A 21,039-nucleotide genomic window follows, 5' to 3' on the forward strand; every position below is an offset into this window, starting at 1 on the left:
TTGAGCAGCGGCAACGGCCCCGCTCGGTAGCCTGACGACTTCTCATTCGGTCACGCCAGGCTGGAAACAGCTCACAAATAATCACTGACAAATCGTTGAGTTCTGCTACGCAAGGAGGCTGAACGGCATGGGCGGAGCCACCAAAAACAACGTGAGTACAGCTCATCTTGGCGAACGATTCGTGCGCCACCCACTGACCGGGCGAAACCTGAAGGAGCTCAAAATTGCCGACAAGGCCGCTGCCATCCTGGAGCGGGACAAGGACAAACTGAAGAGGAAGGCCGAGAAGAAATCAGCAGACGGAAAGGACCGCTATGTCGCCCCTACCGGGTTTTCTTTGAACAAGGGGCGATTCGGCGACTTTCCCGATGGGGAGGATGCGGCACACCAGCGCGGGTGGCGCGCCTATATGACGGTGGGTGTACCGCTTGTCGAAGAACGAGGCGACATTGTACAGCCCCCGCCTGACGTGATCTCCAAGCAAACGTACGTCAATCGAACCGACCCCACCCCCACCACATGGTCACACACTGTCGAATTCTCGATTTCGAACACAATCAGCTGGTCGCTCCAGGGGCAGGTACAGCTCACTTTCGGGGCAAAAGCCATCGCGTCACTGCAGCAGCAACTGCAAAAGAGCATGGCGATGAACCAATCTCAGAAGACCACCCTGAAGAACAGCAAAGACAATCAGGGCGTTGACGTCGAGTCTCAGTCACAAACGACGAGTACGACAACAGCCACGAGTACCGCCACGGGCACCGGGGAATTATCGGCACAGCTGATGCTTGGGATCACTGCTTCTGTCAGTGGTTCGTTGACCACTTCGTTCAAAACATCGTCTACGCTGAACGGTGAAGTTGGCAGCCGGGTAGATGTCCTGGCCACGCAGCGACGTCAGGTGAGGAGGTTCGACTACGAATTCCCTGTCTCCTTTGGTGGGTGGGTCGCCTTGTATTACCCCGAGCCAGTAGAGGTCAAGGAGACCCGCCCGGACGGCCCACAGGCCCAGGAACCGAAATACTCCCAGGTGATTGCATGGAAACTCGGTGAGACTGGTACTGCGGCGGAGACTTTCGACTTGACCGATGAGGGCAAGCCGTTTATGCAAAAGGGGGAAGCCGAGGTCGTTTCTACCCTCGCCGGGGTGCACGAGGTATTCGAGCTTGAAAAACTTAATTTCGATATGAAGAATCACCCTCTTTACAAGGGTGGCGGCGAAGAGCAAAAGAGCTCGAAAAAGGCTCCCTTCGAGCTCGCCGCCGGGTTCGGGACGGCCGATGGCCTCGCGCTGGACCTGGTGAACCAGAAGGCGTACGTCACCGACCGGTACAACGGCGGCAAACTGTACAAGGTGGATCTCGCCAGCGGCGGCACGGACTGGGTCCTGGAGAAGTTGGGCCAAGTCAACGATGTGGCGCTGGACCTGCCGGGCAACAAGGCCTACGTCGCCGACTACAGCGGCCAGCGCCTGTTCACGGTGAACCTGTCCGACCGCTCCACCTCCCCGGTCACGGTCGCCAAGGGCATGTACGCGTACGGCGTCGCGCTGGACCTGCCGGGCAACAAGGCCTATGTCACCGACGTCGAAAGCGGGAAGCTGATCGAGTTCGACCTGAACAGCGAACCGGCGGAGAAGCAGCGCACCTGGGACGTGCCGAGGGCCGCCGGAGTAGCGCTGAACGGAGGCAAGGCGTACGTCGGCCAGTATGACCGCGGCGGGCTGTACGAGGTCGACCTGACGGCGGATGGCGGCACCCCGCAGGTCGTGGCCACCAATCTCGGGAAAACCGTCCGCGTAGCGCTGGATGGCGCGGTCAACGCATACGTCTCCGACTCAGGCGGCAAGCTGCAAGAGGTCGACGTGGCTGACGGCGAGGCCAAGGGCCGTCAGCGCGTGGTGGCCGACGGTCTCGGCACGGTCTGCGGCGTCGGGCTGGACCGCGACAACGGCTGGATCTACGTCAGCAACCGGCAGGGCAAGCTGTTGCGGATCTCCGGCGTGCTGCCCGCTGCCTCGGCAAAGTCGTAGCGTAGGGCGTTCTTTCGTGGGTGGGCGGGCATGGATGCCTTGATCATGTGGGTTGCCGAGGCTCACGTGATCGAAGGATTGCTCATGCCCGCCTGTGCCATATCGTCGCAGGGCGACCCGATCGACATCCCCGCCGGCTACAGCGTGAAGGTCTCCGCGGGCTCCAAGCTCAAGGAAGCCGCCAAGGGTGCGTAAGGGCGTTCGGTCCGGGGCCGGCTGCCGCGAAGTCTGCGGGGGCGGTCGGCCTGGCCGTTGACCGAGAGCGTCACGGCTTATCGATACGGCGGTCGACGGGGAACAGCCCACCACGCGCAGGTCTGCGACGAGCTTCTCCGCGTCCGGGCGGGCATCTGCGTCCGTCCAGGCGGGGAGCTTCAAGACGGGGCCTCGGTTCCGGTGCTGTCAGCTGCACTACCCGCACGGGGCCGTACCGCCGCGGATGGCAGGCAGGCCCTCCGAACCGGTGAAGGGCTCACGCGAGGGATCGTCGTGACGGCGACCGCCTCGACGTCGGCCTCTGGGTAGTCACTCTTTGCAGCGCCGGGATGGCTACCGGGGCATGGTCGGTGATGGGAAGCAGAGCTCGTGACGGGGCCGGGGTGGTTGCCGGGGATGGCCGCGTGTTACCGGGTGGCGAGCAGTTTGGCGGCTAGTGCGGGGGCGGTCTGCGGTCCTGGACCGTGGTGGTGCCGAGCTTGGGCGAGAGAGGGCATGGTACTTGCGGCGCGCTCGTCAGGGGCGCGTTCGATGATGGTGGTGCCGGTTTCGGCTTCCAGGACGGGTGCGTAGCCTGCGGTGCGCAGCGTGGCCAGGGTGGTGTCGGGGGCGGCGGTGCTGATCAGCACGGTCGGGGCGATCTTGCGCAGTGCCAGTTTGGCCAGGGTCCGAGCTTTGGACAGTTCCGTGATGAGGGTTTCGTCATCGGAGCGGATACAGCAGGCAGAGCGGACGACTCGCATCCGTCCGTGGGTGCGGGCGGTGTCGTTGATGGTGTATTCGAGCGGCTGGGGCAGCGTGGCGCCGCCTTCGGAGACGGCTGCGAGGCGTTCCAGAAGGTCGTCGGCGGCAAGGCCGTTGTCGAAGGCACGGCGCAGCGTGGCGGGGCTGATCCGCCATACCACGGCGTGGCCCTCGGACTCGCGGTCCGCGACGGCGGACAGCAGTTCGGTGAGTTCGGGTGAGGCCGCGCCGGTGACGGTGACGGTCAGGTCGGCTTGGAAGCGGGCGGTGGTCTGCGGCGGGGGCAGCAACTGGGACAGGGTTTCGGCCAACGCCTGTACGGCGGCAGCGAGTTGAGGGTGTTTCGTCAGGTCCGGTCCGGCGCCGGGGATGGCGGGGAAGTGGCGGGCCGCGCCGGCGTTCAAGAGTGCGAGCACTGCGTGTCCGACCGGGGTGAGTGCGCCGTGCGCGACGACCCCGAGGAGTCCGGCTTCGTCCAAGGTGGCCAGGGCGCGCGCCACGGCGTCCTGGCCGAGTCCGGCGATGGCGGGCTGGAACCACTCGGCACACGCCAGCAGTTCGGCCACCGCCTTCGGGGTGGGCGTACCGCCGGAGTCGGGGGCGGGACCGTGCCTGGGCGGGAGTTGTGCCAGGGCGGCCAGCAGCGCGTGGCGCAGTGGCACGGCTACCGGGTCCTGGGGGGAGATCAGGGCGACGGGGGTCTCGTCCGCGTCGGGCCAGTAGCTGAACACCTCGGGGATGATCGCCCAGGTGGCCAGGAGCGGTAGCAGTCGGTCGGCGGGCGATGCGGCCAGCCAGTCGTCGTAGCGGTCGGTCGGCAGCATCCGGGCGGGTGGCGGCGGGCCCGGCCTGCGATTGCGGCCCCGGGCGGGGGATGGCTCGTCGCGGTGCGGGGCGATCAGGTCGGCGTTGGCGGCGAGATCCAGCCATAGCCGGGTCTGTTGTTCGGGGGCGCTGATCGCCTTGGCCAGCCGTTTGGTATCGCGCACCGCGATCCCGCCGGCCTTGCGTACGGCCAGCGGCTGGGCTGCCGTGGTGCGCAGCAGCAGTTCCACCCGGGAGGCGGCGGAGGCGGCGGCCGAGTGGGCCTCGCCAGCGGCGGTGCGCGGTAGCGGCACCAGCGAGGTGACAGGTGGCGGTGCGGGCTGGAAGGCGGGGCGGGCGTCATCGTCGCGCAGGGCACGGCCGACCTCGTAGGGCAGTTCCGCCAGGTCGGTGCCGACCGGCACCACCAGGCCCCGTGCGGCCAGCCAGTCCGTGCCTGGATCGCCGGAACCCCCGGGCCGGAAGAGGAACTTGGAGTTCGGGCCGGAGTAGTAGCCGTACTGGGTGGTGAAGCAGCGGGTGCGCAGGCGTGCGGGACCGGCCACCAGCTTGTCCAGCAGTTCGCGTGCCTCGCCGGGGGCCCCAGCCGCCACTTCCCGTACCTGTTGCGGGTCACTGAGCAGGGCGGTGATCTGTCGCTTGGCGACGTCGCGAGTGCGGGCCTTCGGCAGGCCCAGTCCGTCCGAGATGCGGTGGATCTCCGCGGCGTTGAAGGCGGCGGACAGCAGCGAGTCAACCGGGCCTCCCAGGCCCTGGAGTTCGGCAGCCTGCTGATGGAACAACATCGGAACCGAAACCTTCGCGGCATGCGCGGGCAGGACCAGGGCCCGCGTCGTCAGCCGCTCCAACGCGTCCTCCGCGGCCGCCCGTTGCTCGGGGCCATCCGCCAGCCAGTCCAGCAACTGTTCGCGCGGCACAGCGCGTTCGGCGGGATCCTGCTCGGCTCGTGCCGGATACCCGAACTGCCCCGGCTCGGCTGTCCCGCCGGTCGGCAGCGGACCGTGCACCCGCTCGGCCAGCTGTGCCACCGCGACCAGCACCTGTAGATCCCCGAGGCTGACGTCACGCAGCGCGCGGCTGACGGAAGAGGCGGTCAGCAGATGGTCGGCGAGCTGTCCCAAGGTGGCCAGCCCGTCCCTGCCGTAGGCGGCGGCCTGTGGCAGTTCCCGCTGTTCCAGCAGCTCGGCCAGTTGCTCGCGGGTGCGGCCGGCGAGCCAGGACTTCAAGGCGGTGGCGCTCTTCACCGCGCCGAGCGTAGTGGAACAGCCCAGGGGCCGGCACGGGGGAGCGAGTCTGCGGGTAGGCCTGGACCGATCACGCGTACACGGCGCTCCGCGTCGCCTGCCACACCGCGGACGGCCCGTCTCTCCTTGCCTTGTTGCGCATGCATGACTGCGGCTGCGTGCTGCAGCAGTGCGGTGATGCACTGACCGCTGCCGCCACCCGGGGCGTACCCCGCGCCCGGGAAGCGGCGGTGGGGTGCGCGGCCGGGCTGCGTGCACGCGGCTGGCCCGGCGATGAGGTCCTCGCCGAACAACTCGACGCCACGGTTGGCGGCGCGACTTGCACTCTGCGGCCGGTACCGGTGGGTGGGTCACGATCGAGGCGATGTGCGCTCTCGGTGAGATGTAGGCCGCGGGTGTGCGTCCTCGGCGGGATCAGCAAAGCTGCGAAGCCGCCGATCGGCGCGACTTCTTTGGTGGTTATGGCGACCCTCTCGCTCCGAATGGGAGCCCTTCGAGGAGCCAATGCCCGGCGTACAGCTCGACTCCTCTGTCATCGGTGCGGCCGCCAGGAGGAGGAGTGATCAGAACCACTCCTCATCGGCGGTCAGGTCGCTGGACGCCTCACCGGTGTTGACGACCCCGGGAGGATCCATGATGAGGATCTCGCACTCTTGCGCGGCGTACGGCTTGTGGTACAGCCCGCGGGGCACGACGAACATTTCCCCGGCCCGCACCACCGCACTCGGGCGGTCCTTGAGGTCGATGGTCAGTTCTCCCCTGACGACGAGAAAGAGCTCGTCACCCTCGGGGTGGTTGTGCCATACGAAATCACCCTTGACCTTGACCGCCTTGAATTCGAGGCCGTTCACCTCGAGAACTGTTTTCGGCGACCAGTGTTCGGTCACCTTCGCCAGCTTCCCGGCGATGTTGACGGACATGTCTGGCCTGGCCATGTACTCTCCTCGTCACTCGTGTCATGCGGCGGGCATCGGTGGTCTCAGCAGGCCCGTTCAGTCGGTCCTAAGACGGTCGGTCGGCGCCGTGGCCTCAAAGGATCTCACTTCCTGTCATGTGTGCGCCGTAAGACCTTTCGTCGACCGGTGAGTGAACAAACCCCGGATCTCCCGAAGCCATTGCGAAATCGTCTCGATGGGCCGTTGTGGTCGGTCCGCCACATTGCGGTGCGCAGTTCGGCGATGCTGGTTCCGGCCCCTCACGAACGCCGTCAGCATCGACGGTGGCCGACGGGCTGTCAACCCGCATTTCCCCGCCACCGTCGACTGAAATCTGTTCGTGTCGCTGCCTGCGTGAGCGCCGGGAATGTCGCGAGGACAGGGCGAGGACCTCGCGAGGACAGCGCCATCGAGGATGCTCCACGGAAGGCACCACAAGTTCCTGTATTCCTGGTCGAGTCCACGATGGCGCATCGGTTTTCCGTACTTCCGGGACTGTGATGGGCCGGTGTGACGGGACGACTTCGACGAGTTCAGGAATCCTTGAAAGGACGTGACCTCACGATGACTGGGACTCAGATCGGGCCCACAGGCTCGGGTATGGCGATTGCCGGCGACGCGATCGTCCCCGAGGACATCAAGGACGACATCACACGGTTCATGCAGGATGGTTTCATCGGCCCTGTCAAGCTCTACGAGCCCGACGAGGCCGCCGAGATGCTGCGCGAGGTCCGCGTCAAGAACCAGGACACCACCCACTCGGTGTTCAAGAACAGCATGAACTACGACCGGCACTTGGACATCCCGGAGCTGTCGCAGCACGTCACGCACCCCACGATCCTCAAGTACCTGAACGCGATCTTCGGGCCGGACGTGCTGTCCTGGCGCACCGAATTCTTCGCCAAGTTCCCCGGCTCCCGGGGCACCGAGTGGCACCAGGTCCGCGACTACAGCTACGCCACCGGGAAGCCCCAGCTGCTGCCGACGGCAACGGACTGGAACGCGTACATCGACATCACGGTGTGGACGACCTTCACCCCGGCGACCAAGCGCACCGGGTGCATGAAGTTCGTGCGCGGCTCCCACCGGGAGCGCATCTTCGACGAGAGCAAGTCACCGGTCCGTGGCCGAGAAGCACACTACGCGGCGGACCACGTGACCACGTTCACCAAAGAAACCGGCTTCTACGGCTACGACTTCTCCGACTTCGCCGTGGACCCGAACTGGGAGCCGCGCCCCGAGGATGTCGCGGAGGTGGAGATGCAGCCGGGCGAGGCCCTCATCTTCACCGCTTCCTGCGTGCACGGCTCGCTGCCCAACATCACCGAGCGCGAGACCCGGTTCGCGATCACCTCGCGCTATGTGCCGACGCACGTCCGTGTGTACCCGAACCAGGATTCCTACACCGCGCACGGTCAGGACTTCGACCTCAAGGACTACGGCGCCGTTCTGGTCTCGGGCCGTGACACCTACGGTCACAACCGGCTCCGCACGACCAACGTCCACGGCGAGCCGTTCGCCGTCAAGAACACCCACTGATGCGCCTGTGCCCGGCGCGGTAATCCGGTCGGCAATGACAGAGAGGACACAGCGTGATTGAGCAGAAGATCAACAAGATCTGGGAAGACGCCCTCAAGCTGGACAATATCTCCGACGACGACGACTTCTTCGCCCTCGGCGGACACTCGCTCGTCATGGCGGAGATCCAGGCGGCGATCGCCAAGGAGCTGGGCATCGAAGTGCCGATGGACGAGCTGTTCCGGCACTCCACGATCAGGAGCATCTCGGCCCACCTGGAGTCCCGGGCCACGGTGTCGTGACGTCGCACCACCCTACGGCGCCCTCGCGCGCCCGCTGACGGGTCCGGGACGGACCACGACAGCCGGTCGGACACGCCGGGGGAAAAACACCGGACGGTACCGGTGTTCCCCCGGCGCGCGGGTCATGGCCCCGCTCCACACGCAACAGCACGATGACGCACGGGAACGACGCGTCCTCTCAACGGAAGGACTCTGCCGGTGGAACTCTCCCCACGGGGCGCGAAGATGGGCGGTCTGTCGGGCATCCGCAGCATCATGGAGGACATCGCTCTGGCTGCCTCCGACCCCTCCGGCGGGACCTGGCTCAACCTGAGTCCGGGCAACCCGGCGCATATCCCGGAGGTGACCGGCACCTGGCTCCGACTGCAGCAGGAGTCGTTGGCGCAGCGCTTCGCGGAAGCCAGCGGCCGCTACGGCCCCTCGCGCGGCTCCGACGGACTCGTCGACGCTATCGTTCGCTATTTCAACCGCCGCTACGACTGGGACATCACGGCCCAGAACGTCCTGGTCGGCGCCGGCTGCCAGATGCTGGCGTTCATGGCGACCACGATCTTCACCGGCCCCTACGCCGACGGTCCCAGGCGCCTGGTGCTGCCGTCCGTCCCGGACTACACCGGATACCAGGGGCTGAGCCTGGACGAGGGCGGCATCGTCGGTGTCGCCCCCGGCGTGGAGCTCCAGGAGGGCCGCCTCTTCCGCTACACCTTCGACCTCGAAGCGGTGGGCCGGGAACCCTCCATGGGAATGATGCTGCTGTCCAGTCCGGGCAACCCCACGGGCCGGAGCATCCCGGCGGACGCCCTGGCCGGTCTGATCGAGATCGCCGAGGAGCGGAACGTACCGCTGTTCCTGGACCACGCCTACGGCGATCCGTTTCCCGGGGTCGCCGAGGACTCCGTGGACCCGCCGCTCCACTCCCACGTCATCAACTGCTTCACGCTGTCCAAGGCGGGCCTGCCCGGCGAGCGGCTCGGCTTCGCGATCGGCCCGCAGGCCGCGATCGACGCCATGCTGTCCTTCACCGCCAACTCCTACCTGCATCCCCCGCAGTTGATCCAGGCGACGGCCGAACAGGCGCTGAACACGGGCGTGATCGACACGCTCACCAGCGAAGTGATCAAGCCGTACTACCGGCGCAAGCGCCAGGTCGCCGAGAAGCTGCTGCACGAACTCCTGCCCGACACGGTCGACTGGCGCCTGCACGCAACCGAGGGCGGGATGTTCTGCTGGCTGTGGATCGATCACGACTGGTTCGACGACCTCGCGATGTACGAGGCACTCAAGCGCAAGAAGGTCTTCATCGTTCCGGGCCGTCACTTCTTCGTGCCACCGTTCAACTCACTCTTCCTGGCGGAGCACGCGACCCGCTGCGTGCGGCTGAGCCTGAGCCCGGACGAGTCGGTCATCGCCGAGGGGATCCGCAGGCTCGCCGAGGCTCTTGAGGAGATGCGCGGTGCGCACTGAGACCGTCCGCAGCGGTGAGGTCACGCTCCACGCCGCCGTCTTCGGCGATGACGAGCCAGCCGTGCTCTTCGCCAACGCCGTCGGGATGGAGAACGCTCTGCTCGCGGGCCTGGGGGAACAGTTCCGGGCGCACGGACTCAACCTGATCACCTGGGAGTTGCGCGGCAGCCCCGGGGCCGAAGGCCCGGCCCGGGTGACGCTGGACGACCACACCGCCGACGCCCTGGCCGTCCTGGAGGCGCTCGGTATCACCCGCGCCCATGTGGTCGGCTGGTGCACCGGCGCCTCGATCGCTTTGTTCGCCACTTGCGCGCTGGCCGAGCGCGCCCTGTCCTTCACCTCAGTCGACGGCGCCCTGCTGTTCACCGGAACTCCCGGTGCCCGGCTCGGCAACGCTGTCTTCGACATGTGCGCGAAGATCTCCGCGGACAGCGACCGCGCCGGCTTCTACCACGACGTGGTACGGCCGCGGGGCAACGAGTCGGCCGTGCTCGGCGTTCCCGACGAGGAGCTGACGCGCATGCTCACGCGTCCCTACCGGCAGGATGTCGAGGCGCTGACCCGGTTTGCGTTCGGCATCCACGCGACGTGCGACTACGACCCGGCCGCGGCCTGCGCGCAGTTGGCGGTCCCATCCCAGTTCATCGCCCGAGAGGACGACGAGATGGTGAGCCACCGCCATGCGCGGCGGGCCGCCGAGCTGGTCGCGGGAGCGAAGCTGTCCGTAATCCCGACGGGCGGCCACTACGCGCTGTTCACCGACTCGGCCGGGGCGGCCGGAGCGATGGCCGCGTTCATGCACGGGGCGGTCCGCCGGGAGGCCGGCCCGTTGGCGCGCTGACCGCCGGTCAGTTCCACGGCCGGGCGGGGCGGCGTCGCTTCGCCTTGGGCGCGAGGATCTCCACCGGCCGTCGTTGCAGGTGCTCGTAGACGAGCGAGGCGTGCAGGTCGGCCACCGACGGAAACTGCGCGATGCGGTCCAGCACGAAGTCTTCCAGGTGCTGCGGGTCCTGGACGGCCACCAGCACTTGGAAGTCGTTGCTTCCCGACACCACGAACACGTCCAGGACCTCGTCGAGGCCGAGCACGAACTCCCGGAAGGACTCCACGGCGTGCCGGCTCTTCGGCTGGATCCGCACCGCGATCATCGCCTTCAGACCACGTCCGAGTGCGTCCAGGTTCACCTCGGCGTTATATCCGAGGATCACCTCGTTCTGCTGCAGGTTCTTGACCCGCTCAAGGCACGTGGAGTCGGCGATGCCGAGGGTGCGCGCCAGCTCCCGGTTGGAGCGGCGAGCATTCTTCTGGAGCTCGAGCAGCAAGGCACGATTGATCTCATCAAAATTCGGCATGCCTGCGAAACTACCGCAGAAGTTTCGGAATTGGTGGAGAATCCCTGAAAGAGCTGCCAAGATCCGTTACTGCCAGGAGTCACGGGCCTCGTCTCCAAGGTCTGCACGGCCGCCCTCGACCCGCATCCCACGACGCAGAAGGAGGACCATGAGCACGCAGCGCAGCAAGACTCCCTGGTTGCCTTTCGGCGCCGCCGAGCAGGCAGACATCCGGCTGCTGTGCCTGCCGCACTCGGGCGCGGGAGCTTCTTCCTACCGGGCCTGGGGCGCGGATCTGCCGGACTGGATCGGTCTGTCCCCCATCCAGCCACCGGGCCGCGAGACGCGCAGGCAGGAGACCCCGCTGAGCGAGGTGGGCCCGCTGGTGGCTGCGCTCGCCGAGGACGTCGCCGCGGTCGTCGAGAAACCGTACGCCGTCATGGGGCACAGCACCGGAGCGATCTGCGCGTTCGAACTGTGCCGGCAGCTGCGGCGGATCGGCGCCTCGCAGCCGGTCCACCTCTTCGTCGCCGGGCGCCGCGCCCCCCAAGTCGGGGAGCGCCCCTCACGGCTGGAGGAGCTGACCATTGAGGAGTTGGCGGAGATACTGCGCCACCACGGCGGCACCCCCGAATGGGTGCTGAACGACCCGGCCATGCTGCGGATGCTCCATCCGCTACTCATCGCCGACTTCGCGGTCAGCGAGGCATACCGGTACACGCCGGAACCGCCCCTGGACATCCCCATCACCGCCTTCGCCGCGACCGATGACCCGAGGGCCACCGTGGCCCAACTGACGGCCTGGGAAGAGCAGACGACCGAGAAGTTCACCCTGCACCAGCTGGAGGGCGACCACTTCGCCATCTTCGAGCATGCCCCGCGGGTGCATGCCGCCATCGCCGAGGCCCTGCACGGTGGCTGACGGCCCTACGGTACGGCCGCCGCGCCGGCCACTGGATTCGAGAAGACGAACGAGCGTGATGCGACATGAAGACCAAAGCCTTCGGAGCTTACGGATGGCTCCTGTTCACCATGGTGCTGTGGGGGAGCGCCTTCCCTTCGTCGAAGTACGCGGTGGAGCATGTCCCGCATGAGGTCGCGGCCCTGTTCCGGTTCGGCGGCGGTGCCATCGTCCTGCTGCTCATAACCTTCTTCCGGCGACCGCAGCAGACCCCACCGCTCAAGGCCGTCTTAGGTGCCTGCGTGGCCGGGATAGTCGGCGTCTTCGGCTACAACGCGCTCTTCTTCTGGGGTGTCACCATGGCCCCAGCGAGCGACGGCGGGGTGATCTTCCCCGCGCTCACCCCGGTCATCACGTCCCTCGCCCTCATCCTGGGCGGCCGCGAGTCGGCGCGGCCCGTGCGCATCATCGGCCTGGCGGTCGGCGTCGGAGGCGCGGCGCTGTTCTTCGTCGCCACCACCGCCCACGGCGGGGGCGGCTCCGACCGGCTCATGGGCGACACCATCTTCCTCGTCGGTGCCGCCGTGTGGTCCGTCTACACCCTGCTCAACCGTAAGTTGGTGGTCGGCATGGACCCCGTGCAGGCGGTGATGTACTCGACCGTCGCCGGCTCCCTGGCACTCGCGGTGATGGCCGTACCGAAGTTCGGCAGCGTCCAGTGGGGCGACCTGTCGGGCGGCTTCTGGGTCAACGCCGTCCATCTCGCGATCGGCCCGACCGCCATCGCCTACCTGCTGTACGTCCGCGGTATCCGGGACCTCGGTGCCTCCACCGCCTCGGTGATGATGTTCGCCGTCCCGCTGTTCAGCACCCTGTTCTCCTTCATCTTCCTCGGGGAGTCCTTCACCTGGGCCCAGGGCGGCGCGGCCCTGATCATGCTGGGCGGTGCCTTCCTCGCCGTGGTCAGCGCACGCGGAGCCGCAAAGCCCGCCGCCCGGAAGGAGAGCGACGGGGAGCCGGCCGTCGCCCGGGGACAGGGCAGCACTGTCGCTCCCCAGGTGCGGGATGCGGTGGTAACCGAGGCCGAAGGGAGTTGACAGGCCGGAACCGGTGTGCGCGGAGCCGCCGGAGAAGAGACCGGGCCGGTGTGCCCGCTGGTAATCCCCCGTCGAAGCGGGGCACACCGGCCCTTCGCCCGACCGGCCGGGCCAAGGCAGAACCGGGCGACGAGTTTCGGTCAATCCTGGAAGCCGATGTTCGTCGCGGATGCGCTTGGCGCAATTACTTCGTGCGCACGGGGGTTGTCCGAATTTCGCAGCCCTGACCCTGGGAATCCTGAAAAATGGAACGTCGCAATCCCTGGAACGAGTCATCATGGTTTTGGAAGCATGGGGGCCAGTGTTGGAGTGTCGTGTCTTGGGCCTGCTCGAGATGTGGTGTGGCCAAGAACGCCTGGGGTTGTCCGGAAGAAAGCGTCAGACGGTCCTCGGCGCGCTCCTCCTCGCGCACGGTGAATCGGTTTCGCTCAACCGCCTGATGGACACCGTGTGGGAACACCGGGCGCCCGTCACCGCCGCCAAGCAGATCCGCAACGTCGCATCCGACCTTCGCAAGATCCATCCGGAGATCGCCGAGCGGCTCACGCTGTCCGGGGACGGCTACCGCCTGGCAGTCGATGGCTGGTGCCTGGACGCCCGCGTGTTCACCGAACGGGTCGCCCGGGCACGCGAACACCGGAACGAAGGACGCCTCGCGGAAGCTCTGGAGGAGTTCCGCGCCGCACTACTCCTCTGGCGCGGTCCCGCGCTGGCTGGACTCGAAAGCCCGGCCCTGCGCGCGCAGATAGCCGGACTGGAGGAAATGCGGCTCGCCGCCATGGAGGAGCGGGTCGAACTGGAACTGGCCCAAGGCAATCACGAATCCGTCGTCGGCGACCTCTCCGCGTGGGTGGCGGAGAATCGGCTGCGGGAACGCCTCGTGGCCCAGCTGATGCTGGCGCTTTACCGTTCCGGTGCACAGGCGCGTGCTCTCACCGTTTATGAGGAGACCCGCCGGATTCTCAAGGACGAGTTGGGTGTCAACCCGGGCGTGGAATTACAGGAGCTGCACCGCCGTATTCTGCAGAGCGAAGGCCGGCCATCGGCTCGCAGCGCTCCCGTTCTGAGGTGCAACAGCCTGCCGATCTCTGCCGTTCATTTCACCGGCCGGTCCCGTGAAATGAAGGTTCTCAGCGACGTGGCCCGGAGCTACGCGGAAGGCGGCCGCCCGCCCTCCGCCGCTCCCGCGGTCCTGGCGATCGACGGCATGGCCGGCATCGGCAAGACGACGCTGTCGGTGCATGCCGCACACGAGTTCACGCCGCTGTACCCGGACGCGCAGCTGTTCGTCGACATGGGTGCCTGCGCCGCGGACGGCCGGCCGCTGGATCCCGGGATGGCTCTGGGCACGCTGCTGGCAGGGCTCGGATTTCCACCGAGCGACATGCCGGAGGGCCTGGAGGAGCGCTCTGCCACCTGGCGTCGGCTCCTCGCCGACCGCCGCACGCTGATCCTGCTCGACAACGTGGCCGACACCCAGCAGATCCTCCCGCTGCTGCCCGGGGTGCCTAGCTGCCTGACCATCGTGACGAGCCGTACGCGGCTCACCGACCTCATCGCCACCTGCCATCTCACGCTCCGGGAGATGACGTCCGCGGAAGGCCGGGATCTGTTCTGCAGGATGGTCGGGGATAATCGCGTGGCGGAGGAGCGCGAAGCAGTGGACACCGTCGTCGACGTGTGCGGACGTTTGCCACTGGCGATTCGGCTGGCCGCCGCCAAACTGCGCCACCGCGCTTCCTGGTCCGTCGCCTACCTCGCCTCTCGCCTGGCCAGGGGAAGACAGCGGCTGGCCACTCTGGAGGCGGAGGACGGCGGCCTGATCGAGGTGTTCCGTCAGTCCTACGCAGGACTGAGCCGGGGTCAGCAACGTATCTTCCGGCTGCTCGGCCAGATGCCGGGCGACCACATCGAGACGCGCAACGTCGCCGGGCTCGCCAGGATCTCCCTGGCCCAGGCGGACACCCTGCTCGAATCGCTCGTCGATGCCCATCTGCTCGCCACGTCGAGCCCGGGGCGTTATGTGATCCACGAACTGCTCCACGCGTACGCCGGCCAGCTCGCGGCCGAAACGGCGGCCGACTTAGGGCAGAACACCCCCCGGTGCCGAACCCCTCGTGGACTGCGAACCGAATCCGCCCACGGTTTGGCCGTGGGCCTACCGGTCGCTTCGAAAGCCTGCCGTGTCTCTGAGCTCGACGCGGCCAACCGCCTTTTCTCCGGCAAAAGTATCAAACCGTCTCAGTGCATTGGAGCCATGAGTGAGGAGCACAATCGTCCTGGTCCTTCGTGATCCGGAATCCCCCGAGTCGAACCTCCGCAGCGAGGCCCTGGGTTCCTATCTGCGGCGGTTGCGGGTGATCGAGGGTAAGAGTGCGACGGTCGCCACGGATGCCACAGGTTCCCGTCAGGCCGTGACGCTGCTCGCCGAAGCGGCGACCCTGATCGGCGACGGCGGCGAGGTGCGCTATGTCCCCACCCGTGCCGCCCGCGATCGCGTCGCGGGTGACGGCGACGGGGCCTGGCTCCAGTCGATGGTGTCCCGGCACCGCAAGCTGGTCCGCCGCTCCGTCGGCGCTATCTTCGAGTTCCCGCTCGAGGCCGAGGCGCGAGCCGGCGGTGACGAGCCCGCCTCCTTGAGGACCTTTGTCACCGACTGGACGGGGTTGCCCAGTTCCTGTGCCGTTGCCGTCCACCCGGGGCATCCGCTGAGCACCGGCCTCGGCCCGGGTGAGCACGCCTCGTTCACCGGACGCTTCTGCCGCCACCCGCTCACCGGGGACCTCCTCCCGATCTGGGTCGGCGACTGGGTGAAGCCCGAATTCGGGACGGGAGCGGTCCTCCTCAACCCCGGACACAACCTGCCCGACCTGGAGTTCAGCCGCAAGGTCGGTCTTCCCGTCCGGTTCTCGCTCGCGCCGAAGGGCCACGACGGCGCGCCGGTCGACTGGGTGAAGCCCCCGTACATCAAGTCGGGTCACGCCTACCGGGTCGGCCCCGCCGCCGAGGGACTGCCATTCGACGAGGCCAAGACCGTGTACTTCGCCGCTGTCGCGGAGCGGGGGCTGGTCGAGGAGTACACCGATTCCGGGATGGGCACCTTCCGGGTCGCCTCGGTCGGCTCCGACGGCGGCGTCGAGGTGCCGTGGGACCAGCGCCGGCGGACGGTAGCGCGCGACGACGCGTCCGGCGAGCCGGTGCGACTGTGCCTCTCGCCCGTTCTGAGCGTGGTGGAGGAGCACGTCCGTTCCGCCGAGCTGACGGTCGTCACCCCGTCCACCCGGGTCGAGGACGATCTGCTGGCCCTGCGTCTGCTGCTGGCCGAACCGGATATCGCACCCGTGGTCAAGACCGCCCCCGAGGTCGTCGTGGTGGGCAACGCCCAGCTGGCCAAGGGCACGGACCCCGCGACCTCGGAGGAGGTGCTGCGCCTCGCGCTGCTCGTCAGCGCCGCTCCGTTGGACATGCTGTCGGTCAAGCCGCAGCACATCGAGCCGTGCGAGCGCTTCCTGGCGGTTCACGCGACCGTCAGCGCGCGCGAGCCGGCCGACGGCCAGGAGCGCTCCGGCGAGGTGTCCAAGGCCGCCGGCCAGATCAAGGGCCTGCTGGGCCGGCAGGACCTCAAGCAGGCCTTCACCCAGATGTACCGGCTACAGAAGACCCTGGCCAAGGCCGAGGGCCTAGGGGAGGCGGACGCGGTGTGTTATGCGGCCCTCGCCCACGTACTCGCCGGCGTGGAGACCCCGTTCGACCAGGCGGCGTTGAACAGCGCCTGGGAGAGCATCTGACCGGTCCGTCGACGCCGAGGCGGGCGGCCTCCACGAAGGAGGCACGCGCGCGCCTCGGCGTCGCGCGTGCCCGCCCCGGTCAGGTGGTGACGCCCACGAGTTGCTGCACCCCGTCCCAGTACCGCTCCACTAGTTCCAGGAACTCGGAGGAGCCCTCTTCGAACTCCTGTCGGGTGGTGGCCGATCCGACGTAGGGCGCGATCGCGTTGAAGACGGAGTTGCTGTGTCCCACCTCGACGTCGACGTGCAGCTTCCAGAAGTGGCGCGTCTTCTCGTCGTACCCCTGGTTGTGCAGACCGTCGTTGATCTTGGAGACCATGATGGAGGACATCGTCTCGTCGGCGTAGAGTGCGCCGAGAGCCGTGTAGATCGACGACTCGGTGTACAGACGCCGGATTCCGTCGTTCAGCTGCTGGGTGACCTCCAGCGGCTCGTACCGGTCGAGATGCTCCTGGTCGATGCCTAGGCGGGCGAGGAAGCCGGCGAAGAGCGTGGAATGTGTCGGGTCCGTACCGATCTCGTCGGCCACGTTGAGGACGATCTCCCGCAGAATCATCTCGTCGCGGGTCATCATTGCCATTCCCGTGATGTAGAAGGGGAGATGGCGGAAGAAGTAGTGGCACTCGCTGTAGAACAGGCGCTCCTGCCGAGGGTCGAACGGCGTGGTGCGGTAGACGTTCAGGAGCGGGTGCTCGACGGCGCGGTGCTCGGAGATGCGGACGAGCAGCCCGTCGAGGTAGGCCTTGACCGACGGGTCCGCCACGGCGATACGTCGCCGGACGCCGGTTTCGACGTTGTCGAAGTGGTCCCACGCGGCGGTGGCGGGGTGCAGGGCGTTTGTCTCGGTCATGTCGCTTCTCTCGCTTCGTGGTTGTCGGCCGGTCGCCACTCTTCGATGGCGCTCGCCGCCGAGACGCCGGCATCGTCCCACCAGCGGTCGTCCGCGGTGATGTCGCGGCCCAGATCGCGCGCCCCCGCCCACGTCATGTTCAGGATGATCCGTGTCGCGTCTTCACGGAGCGGGACGGTGCGGTGCAGCGTGGTGTCGGTGCGCAGGAAATAGACGTCGCCGGAGGCGAAGTGATAGGTGTGGATGGGATTTTCCGCGAGATACAGGTTGATTTGGGGCGACAACTTGTCCCATGAGGTGTGGGGTACGCACTGCAGCAGGCCACCGACGTCGATGGGGGGCGCCTGGACAACCCAGATCAGGGCGTAGCTGAAGTCACCCCAGTGCCATCCATGGGTGTCCCCGCGACGTTCCTGGCGGGTAATCAGGAATTTTTCATCGCTTTTGGGGCACGGGTACAGTTTCTCGCCCGCGATGTCCTCGAGGGGCTGGACCAGGCCGGGGTTGGGGTAGAGCCCTGCGATGAGACCGCTGTTGTCCCGGATCACCTCACTCGGTACGACGGACATCGACCGGCGGGTGAAGCCGGTGGTGGCAAGCCGCAGATCCCTGCGTTCCGCATGGGAGCCGAGAAGGCGATCCGTCTCCTCACGGACCCGCACTCGGGTCGCCTCGCCGACGAGGTCCGTGACGGTGACCATGCCGTACCGATGGAAGTGCTCTGACATCCGGCGGAGTTGGCGGCTTGCCGGACGGACGCAGACGTCTTCGAGTTCCGGCCCGCTGGTGCCCATGGTGCTCTCCGTTCTCGCGTGTACGCTCGACCGTCGCGCTCGACGAGCGGGGACTGACTGCTTTGGCTCGGGTGGCGGGGAAGAGGCCTATGCGGACCCGACGGCGGCGGCGAACGTGGACCGCTCACGGGCGACGGAAGCACGCTCCCAGGTTTCGCGGTCGCGGAGATACAGCGGGTCCCGCGCGGTGATCGACTCGACTCCGGCACGGCCCGTGCCCAGCCGCCACCTGACCGACCCGGTGACCTTGACCGCGCAGGTGTCGATGAACGCCTGTGCGCTGCGCCGTAGTTCCCCGTACCAGCGGCCCTCGACCGCCTCGCGGACCCATAGCTGTTCGAGATGTGTCTTCTCGCGGATGGTCTCGAAGCGCAGGACGGCGCTCTCCAGTTGCCGGTAGGAGCGGAGCAGCAGCCACGCCGCCGGCATCTCCCGCGCCTCCAGCACCTTCACGTCGCTGCCGAGGTGTTCGAGGCCGCTGTAACGTCCCAGTCCGTGCCTGCCGACGCGGCTGTTCAGCGTGCCGATCATCTCGGGCAGCGCCATTGGACGGCCGTCGACGGAGGTCGGAACACCGCCGAGGAAACCGACGTCCACCGTCTCCTCAGCGGGGGTGCCGCTCGCCCGGGTCCACTGGTAGAGGCGCTCCGGCACCTCGAAGCCCTCGGGGTCATCCAGGGAACCGGACTCGAACTCGCGGCACCACAGGTTGGAGTCGCTGGAGACCGTCCGCCCACTCATCAGGGTCAGCCCCGCCGCGGTGAGTTCCGCGGACTTTCGGGGCCGGTCGACGGGCTCCAGGTCGTAGGGACTGCCGTACCGTCCGGTGAAGCCGATCAGTTCCAGGGCCCCGTTGAGGCGGCGAAGGGTGTTCTGTGACCGGTTGGCGGTATGGAGGATCGTCTCGCTTCCCAGTTCCTGTGCCAGGTCCACGGCGAGCCGGGCGATCAGCGGCCTGCTCAGCGAGGAGCTGATGGGATGGGTGCCCAGATAGACCGCCTGGGCGGATATCGCGGGGCGGACGAACTCGTCGACGAACTGCCGTGTCCCCTCGAGCACATGCAGTTTGACGCCCAGCCGGTCGCAGATCTCCTGCTTGGCCTCTTGCGACTCACCCTCTCCGAGGTCGACGGTGAGCGCGTGGATGTCGGTGGCCCCCATGTCCCTGAGCCGGTACAGGAGATAGGTGCTGTCCAGGCCGCCGCTGAACATCGTCACCAAGGGAGCGGCGATGTCCGTGCCGCCCGTTGCGAGTTCCCGGAACGACCTGATCACGGAATTGTGCATCGGCTGGCTCCTCTCCTGGTCCCTGGACGCTCGCGATGTCACGCCGTCCTCGCGGCGTCCCTGCGCGCGGATCCGGCTGCCCGGGCGGCGATGGCGTCGCCCGTCTCCTCGGTCGAGCGGGCTTGGGCCGTCTCCCGCTCGGCGAGGTCTTCGGCGACCGCGTCCTCGACCCGCGCCGCCTCGTCCTCGAAGCCCAGATGCCGCAGGAGCAGCGCCACCGACAGGCAGGTGGCGGTCGGGTCGGCCCGGCCGGTGCCGGCGATGTCCGGCGCGGAACCGTGAACCGGCTCGAACATCGAGGGGAAGTCCCGGGCCGGATTGATGTTGCCCGAGGCGGCGAGGCCGATACCGCCGCTCACGGCGGCGGCCAGGTCCGTGAGGATGTCACCGAAGAGGTTGTCAGTGACGATCACGTCGAAGCGTTCGGGCTGGGTCACGAGGAAGATCGTCGCCGCGTCGACGTGCAGGTAGTCGGTGCTGACATCGGGGTATTCCTCAGCCACCCGGGCGAAGACCTCCGTCCACAGCCGGCCCGCGTGTACCAGAACGTTGTTCTTGTGCACCAGGGTCAGCTTCCGGCGCGGGCGGCTCATAGCCCGTTCGTACGCGTCACGGACCGCCCGCTCGACGCCGTACTCGGTGTTGACACTGACCTCGGTGGCGATCTCGTGCCGCGTACCGGTTCGCAGGCTGCCGCCGTTGCCCGTGTAGGGGCCCTCCGTTCCCTCCCTGACGACGACGAAGTCGATCTCCCGGCTTCCGGCCAGCGGGCTCGCGGCTGCCGTAAGAAGCCTGCTGGGACGGAGGTTGACGTAGTGATCGAACGCGAACCGCAGTTTCAGCAGCAGGCCGCGCTCCAGCACACCGCTGGGCACCGATGGGTGCCCGATGGCCCCGAGCAGGATGGCGTCGTGCCGTTTCAGGGACTCGAGCTCCTCGTCCGGGAGCGTCTCTCCGGTGCGGTGCCAGCGGTCCGCCCCGAGGTCGTACTCCGTGGTCTTCAGCTTGACGTCGGGCGGCAGGACGGCCGTGAGCACCTTGAGCCCCTCGGCCACGACTTCCGGGCCGATCCCGTCGCCTGGGATCACGGCGAGATCGATAGTGCGGGAGGCAGAGGGCGGCATCGTGTTCGGTTTGAACCTCGGGCGGCGCGACTCGTAAGCGGCGATGCCGTCTTCCTCGGCCAGGGTCAGGCTGATGTCGTCCAGCCCGTTCAGCAGCCGCCAGCGGGAGTTCCCGTCGAGCTCGAAGGAGGCGGTGATGCCCTCGGCACGTACCTCGCGGGCCTGAAGGTCGATGGTGATCTCGACGGTGGGATCGGCCTCCGTCAGCGTCCACAGCCGCTCTACGGTCTCCTGCGGCAGGACCACCGTGAGCAGGCCGTTCTTCAGTGAGTTGCCCCGGAAGATGTCGGCGAAGCGGGAGGAGATGACGGCCTTGAAGCCGTAGTTCTGCAGTGCCCAGACGGCGTGCTCGCGGGAGGAGCCAGTGCCGAAGTCGGGGCCGGCGACCAGGACCGTGGCACCCTGCCGCTCGGGCCGGTTGAGGACGAACTCCGGGACCTTGCGCCAGGCCTCGAACAGCCCGTCCTCGAAACCGTCCCGGGTGACTTTCTTCAGCCAGTGAGCAGGGATGATCTGGTCGGTGTCGACGTTGCTGCGGCGCATCGGGACGGCCCGGCCGGTGTGGGTGGTGAAGGCTTCCATGATCC

General features: G+C 67.4%; 16 protein-coding genes and 2 pseudogenes. 10 read left to right on the forward strand and 8 right to left on the reverse strand.

All coding sequences use genetic code 11. The features are described from left to right. The first annotated feature begins 127 nt into the window (after window positions 1-127). A complete protein-coding gene (locus P2L57_RS07095) occupies window positions 128-2,032 on the forward strand; it encodes a YncE family protein (protein WP_275810003.1) in 1,905 nt (634 codons plus the stop codon). Window positions 2,033-2,143: 111 nt separating this feature from the next. After that, window positions 2,144-2,227: pseudogene (locus tag P2L57_RS40585) on the forward strand (HU family DNA-binding protein); the annotation flags it as partial. 428 nt (window positions 2,228-2,655) lie between these two features. Here P2L57_RS40585 and P2L57_RS40130 read toward each other — a convergent pair. Both P2L57_RS40130 and P2L57_RS07110 read right to left on the reverse strand, forming a co-directional pair. Beyond that, a complete protein-coding gene (locus P2L57_RS40130; RefSeq protein ID WP_275810006.1) occupies window positions 2,656-5,061 on the reverse strand; it encodes a helicase-associated domain-containing protein in 2,406 nt (801 codons plus the stop codon). Between the two features lie 563 nt (window positions 5,062-5,624). Then, a complete protein-coding gene (locus tag P2L57_RS07110; RefSeq protein WP_275810009.1) occupies window positions 5,625-5,996 on the reverse strand; it encodes a cupin domain-containing protein in 372 nt (123 codons plus the stop codon). 600 nt (window positions 5,997-6,596) lie between these two features. On the opposite strand from P2L57_RS07110, the gene P2L57_RS07115 reads away from it, so the two are divergent. From P2L57_RS07115 to P2L57_RS07130, 4 genes are all read left to right on the forward strand, one after another. Continuing rightward, a complete protein-coding gene (locus P2L57_RS07115; RefSeq protein ID WP_275810012.1) occupies window positions 6,597-7,535 on the forward strand; it encodes a chlorinating enzyme in 939 nt (312 codons plus the stop codon). A 53-nt stretch (window positions 7,536-7,588) separates the two neighbouring features. After that, window positions 7,589-7,816 carry a phosphopantetheine-binding protein gene (locus P2L57_RS07120; RefSeq protein WP_275810015.1) on the forward strand — a complete coding sequence of 76 codons (228 nt, stop codon included), beginning with the start codon at window positions 7,589-7,591 and terminating at the stop codon, window positions 7,814-7,816. 198 nt (window positions 7,817-8,014) lie between these two features. Beyond that, window positions 8,015-9,280, forward strand: a complete 1,266-nt coding sequence (locus P2L57_RS07125) for an aminotransferase class I/II-fold pyridoxal phosphate-dependent enzyme (RefSeq protein ID WP_275810018.1) — start codon at window positions 8,015-8,017, stop codon at window positions 9,278-9,280. Further along, window positions 9,270-10,121, forward strand: coding sequence for an alpha/beta fold hydrolase (locus tag P2L57_RS07130; protein ID WP_275810021.1), 852 nt, complete (start codon window positions 9,270-9,272; stop codon window positions 10,119-10,121). The genes P2L57_RS07125 and P2L57_RS07130 overlap by 11 nt, the downstream gene beginning before the upstream one ends. Window positions 10,122-10,128: 7 nt before the next feature. On the opposite strand, the gene P2L57_RS07135 is transcribed toward P2L57_RS07130, so the two are convergent. After that, window positions 10,129-10,632, reverse strand: coding sequence for an Lrp/AsnC family transcriptional regulator (locus tag P2L57_RS07135; RefSeq protein ID WP_275810024.1), 504 nt, complete (start codon window positions 10,630-10,632; stop codon window positions 10,129-10,131). A 148-nt stretch (window positions 10,633-10,780) separates the two neighbouring features. Between P2L57_RS07135 and P2L57_RS07140 the strand changes: the two genes are divergently transcribed. From P2L57_RS07140 to P2L57_RS07155, 4 genes are all read left to right on the forward strand, one after another. Beyond that, entirely contained in the window at window positions 10,781-11,533 is a 753-nt protein-coding gene (locus P2L57_RS07140) for a thioesterase II family protein (protein WP_275810027.1), read from the forward strand. 65 nt (window positions 11,534-11,598) lie between these two features. Continuing rightward, window positions 11,599-12,609, forward strand: coding sequence for a DMT family transporter (locus P2L57_RS07145; protein WP_275810030.1), 1,011 nt, complete (start codon window positions 11,599-11,601; stop codon window positions 12,607-12,609). 319 nt (window positions 12,610-12,928) lie between these two features. Next, entirely contained in the window at window positions 12,929-14,902 is a 1,974-nt protein-coding gene (locus P2L57_RS07150; RefSeq protein WP_275810033.1) for an AfsR/SARP family transcriptional regulator, read from the forward strand. Beyond that, on the forward strand, window positions 14,871-16,397 hold the full coding sequence (locus P2L57_RS07155; protein ID WP_275810036.1) for a class I tRNA ligase family protein: 1,527 nt from the start codon (window positions 14,871-14,873) through the stop codon (window positions 16,395-16,397). Before P2L57_RS07150 ends, P2L57_RS07155 begins: the two co-directional genes overlap by 32 nt. Before the next feature lie 79 nt (window positions 16,398-16,476). Here the strand turns inward: P2L57_RS07155 and besC are convergent, their stop codons facing one another. The 5 genes and pseudogenes from besC to leuD all read right to left on the reverse strand — a co-directional run. Then, window positions 16,477-17,247, reverse strand: a complete 771-nt coding sequence (besC, locus tag P2L57_RS07160; RefSeq protein WP_275810039.1) for a 4-chloro-allylglycine synthase BesC — start codon at window positions 17,245-17,247, stop codon at window positions 16,477-16,479. Continuing rightward, entirely contained in the window at window positions 17,244-18,041 is a 798-nt protein-coding gene (besD, locus tag P2L57_RS07165; protein ID WP_275810042.1) for an L-lysine 4-chlorinase BesD, read from the reverse strand. The genes besC and besD overlap by 4 nt, the downstream gene beginning before the upstream one ends. An 87-nt stretch (window positions 18,042-18,128) precedes the next feature. Beyond that, window positions 18,129-19,328 (reverse strand): argininosuccinate synthase-related protein, encoded by a 1,200-nt coding sequence (locus P2L57_RS07170; RefSeq protein WP_275810045.1) that lies wholly within the window; start codon window positions 19,326-19,328, stop codon window positions 18,129-18,131. A 38-nt stretch (window positions 19,329-19,366) separates the two neighbouring features. Beyond that, window positions 19,367-20,452, reverse strand: a complete 1,086-nt coding sequence (locus P2L57_RS07175) for a 3-isopropylmalate dehydrogenase (RefSeq protein ID WP_275810159.1) — start codon at window positions 20,450-20,452, stop codon at window positions 19,367-19,369. Beyond that, a pseudogene (leuD, locus tag P2L57_RS07180) lies at window positions 20,450-21,034 on the reverse strand (3-isopropylmalate dehydratase small subunit); the annotation flags it as partial. The pseudogene leuD and the gene P2L57_RS07175, both read right to left, overlap by 3 nt. Window positions 21,035-21,039 lie beyond the last annotated feature (5 nt).

Source organism: Streptantibioticus ferralitis, assembly GCF_029223525.1.
GTDB classification, from domain to species: domain Bacteria; phylum Actinomycetota; class Actinomycetes; order Streptomycetales; family Streptomycetaceae; genus Streptantibioticus_A; species Streptantibioticus_A ferralitis.

What these genes read in the sequence shown, in the direction of transcription:
- P2L57_RS07095 (WP_275810003.1), top strand. Translation starts at nt 128, where the DNA reads ATGGGCGGAGCCACCAAAAACAACGTGAGTACAGCTCATCTTGGCGAA.
- P2L57_RS07110 (WP_275810009.1), bottom strand. Translation starts at nt 5,996, where the DNA reads ATGGCCAGGCCAGACATGTCCGTCAACATCGCCGGGAAGCTGGCGAAG.
- P2L57_RS07115 (WP_275810012.1), top strand. Translation starts at nt 6,597, where the DNA reads ATGGCGATTGCCGGCGACGCGATCGTCCCCGAGGACATCAAGGACGAC.
- P2L57_RS07135 (WP_275810024.1), bottom strand. Translation starts at nt 10,632, where the DNA reads ATGCCGAATTTTGATGAGATCAATCGTGCCTTGCTGCTCGAGCTCCAG.
- P2L57_RS07140 (WP_275810027.1), top strand. Translation starts at nt 10,781, where the DNA reads ATGAGCACGCAGCGCAGCAAGACTCCCTGGTTGCCTTTCGGCGCCGCC.
- P2L57_RS07145 (WP_275810030.1), top strand. Translation starts at nt 11,599, where the DNA reads ATGAAGACCAAAGCCTTCGGAGCTTACGGATGGCTCCTGTTCACCATG.
- besC (WP_275810039.1), bottom strand. Translation starts at nt 17,247, where the DNA reads ATGACCGAGACAAACGCCCTGCACCCCGCCACCGCCGCGTGGGACCAC.
- besD (WP_275810042.1), bottom strand. Translation starts at nt 18,041, where the DNA reads ATGGGCACCAGCGGGCCGGAACTCGAAGACGTCTGCGTCCGTCCGGCA.
- P2L57_RS07170 (WP_275810045.1), bottom strand. Translation starts at nt 19,328, where the DNA reads ATGCACAATTCCGTGATCAGGTCGTTCCGGGAACTCGCAACGGGCGGC.
- P2L57_RS07175 (WP_275810159.1), bottom strand. Translation starts at nt 20,452, where the DNA reads ATGCCGCCCTCTGCCTCCCGCACTATCGATCTCGCCGTGATCCCAGGC.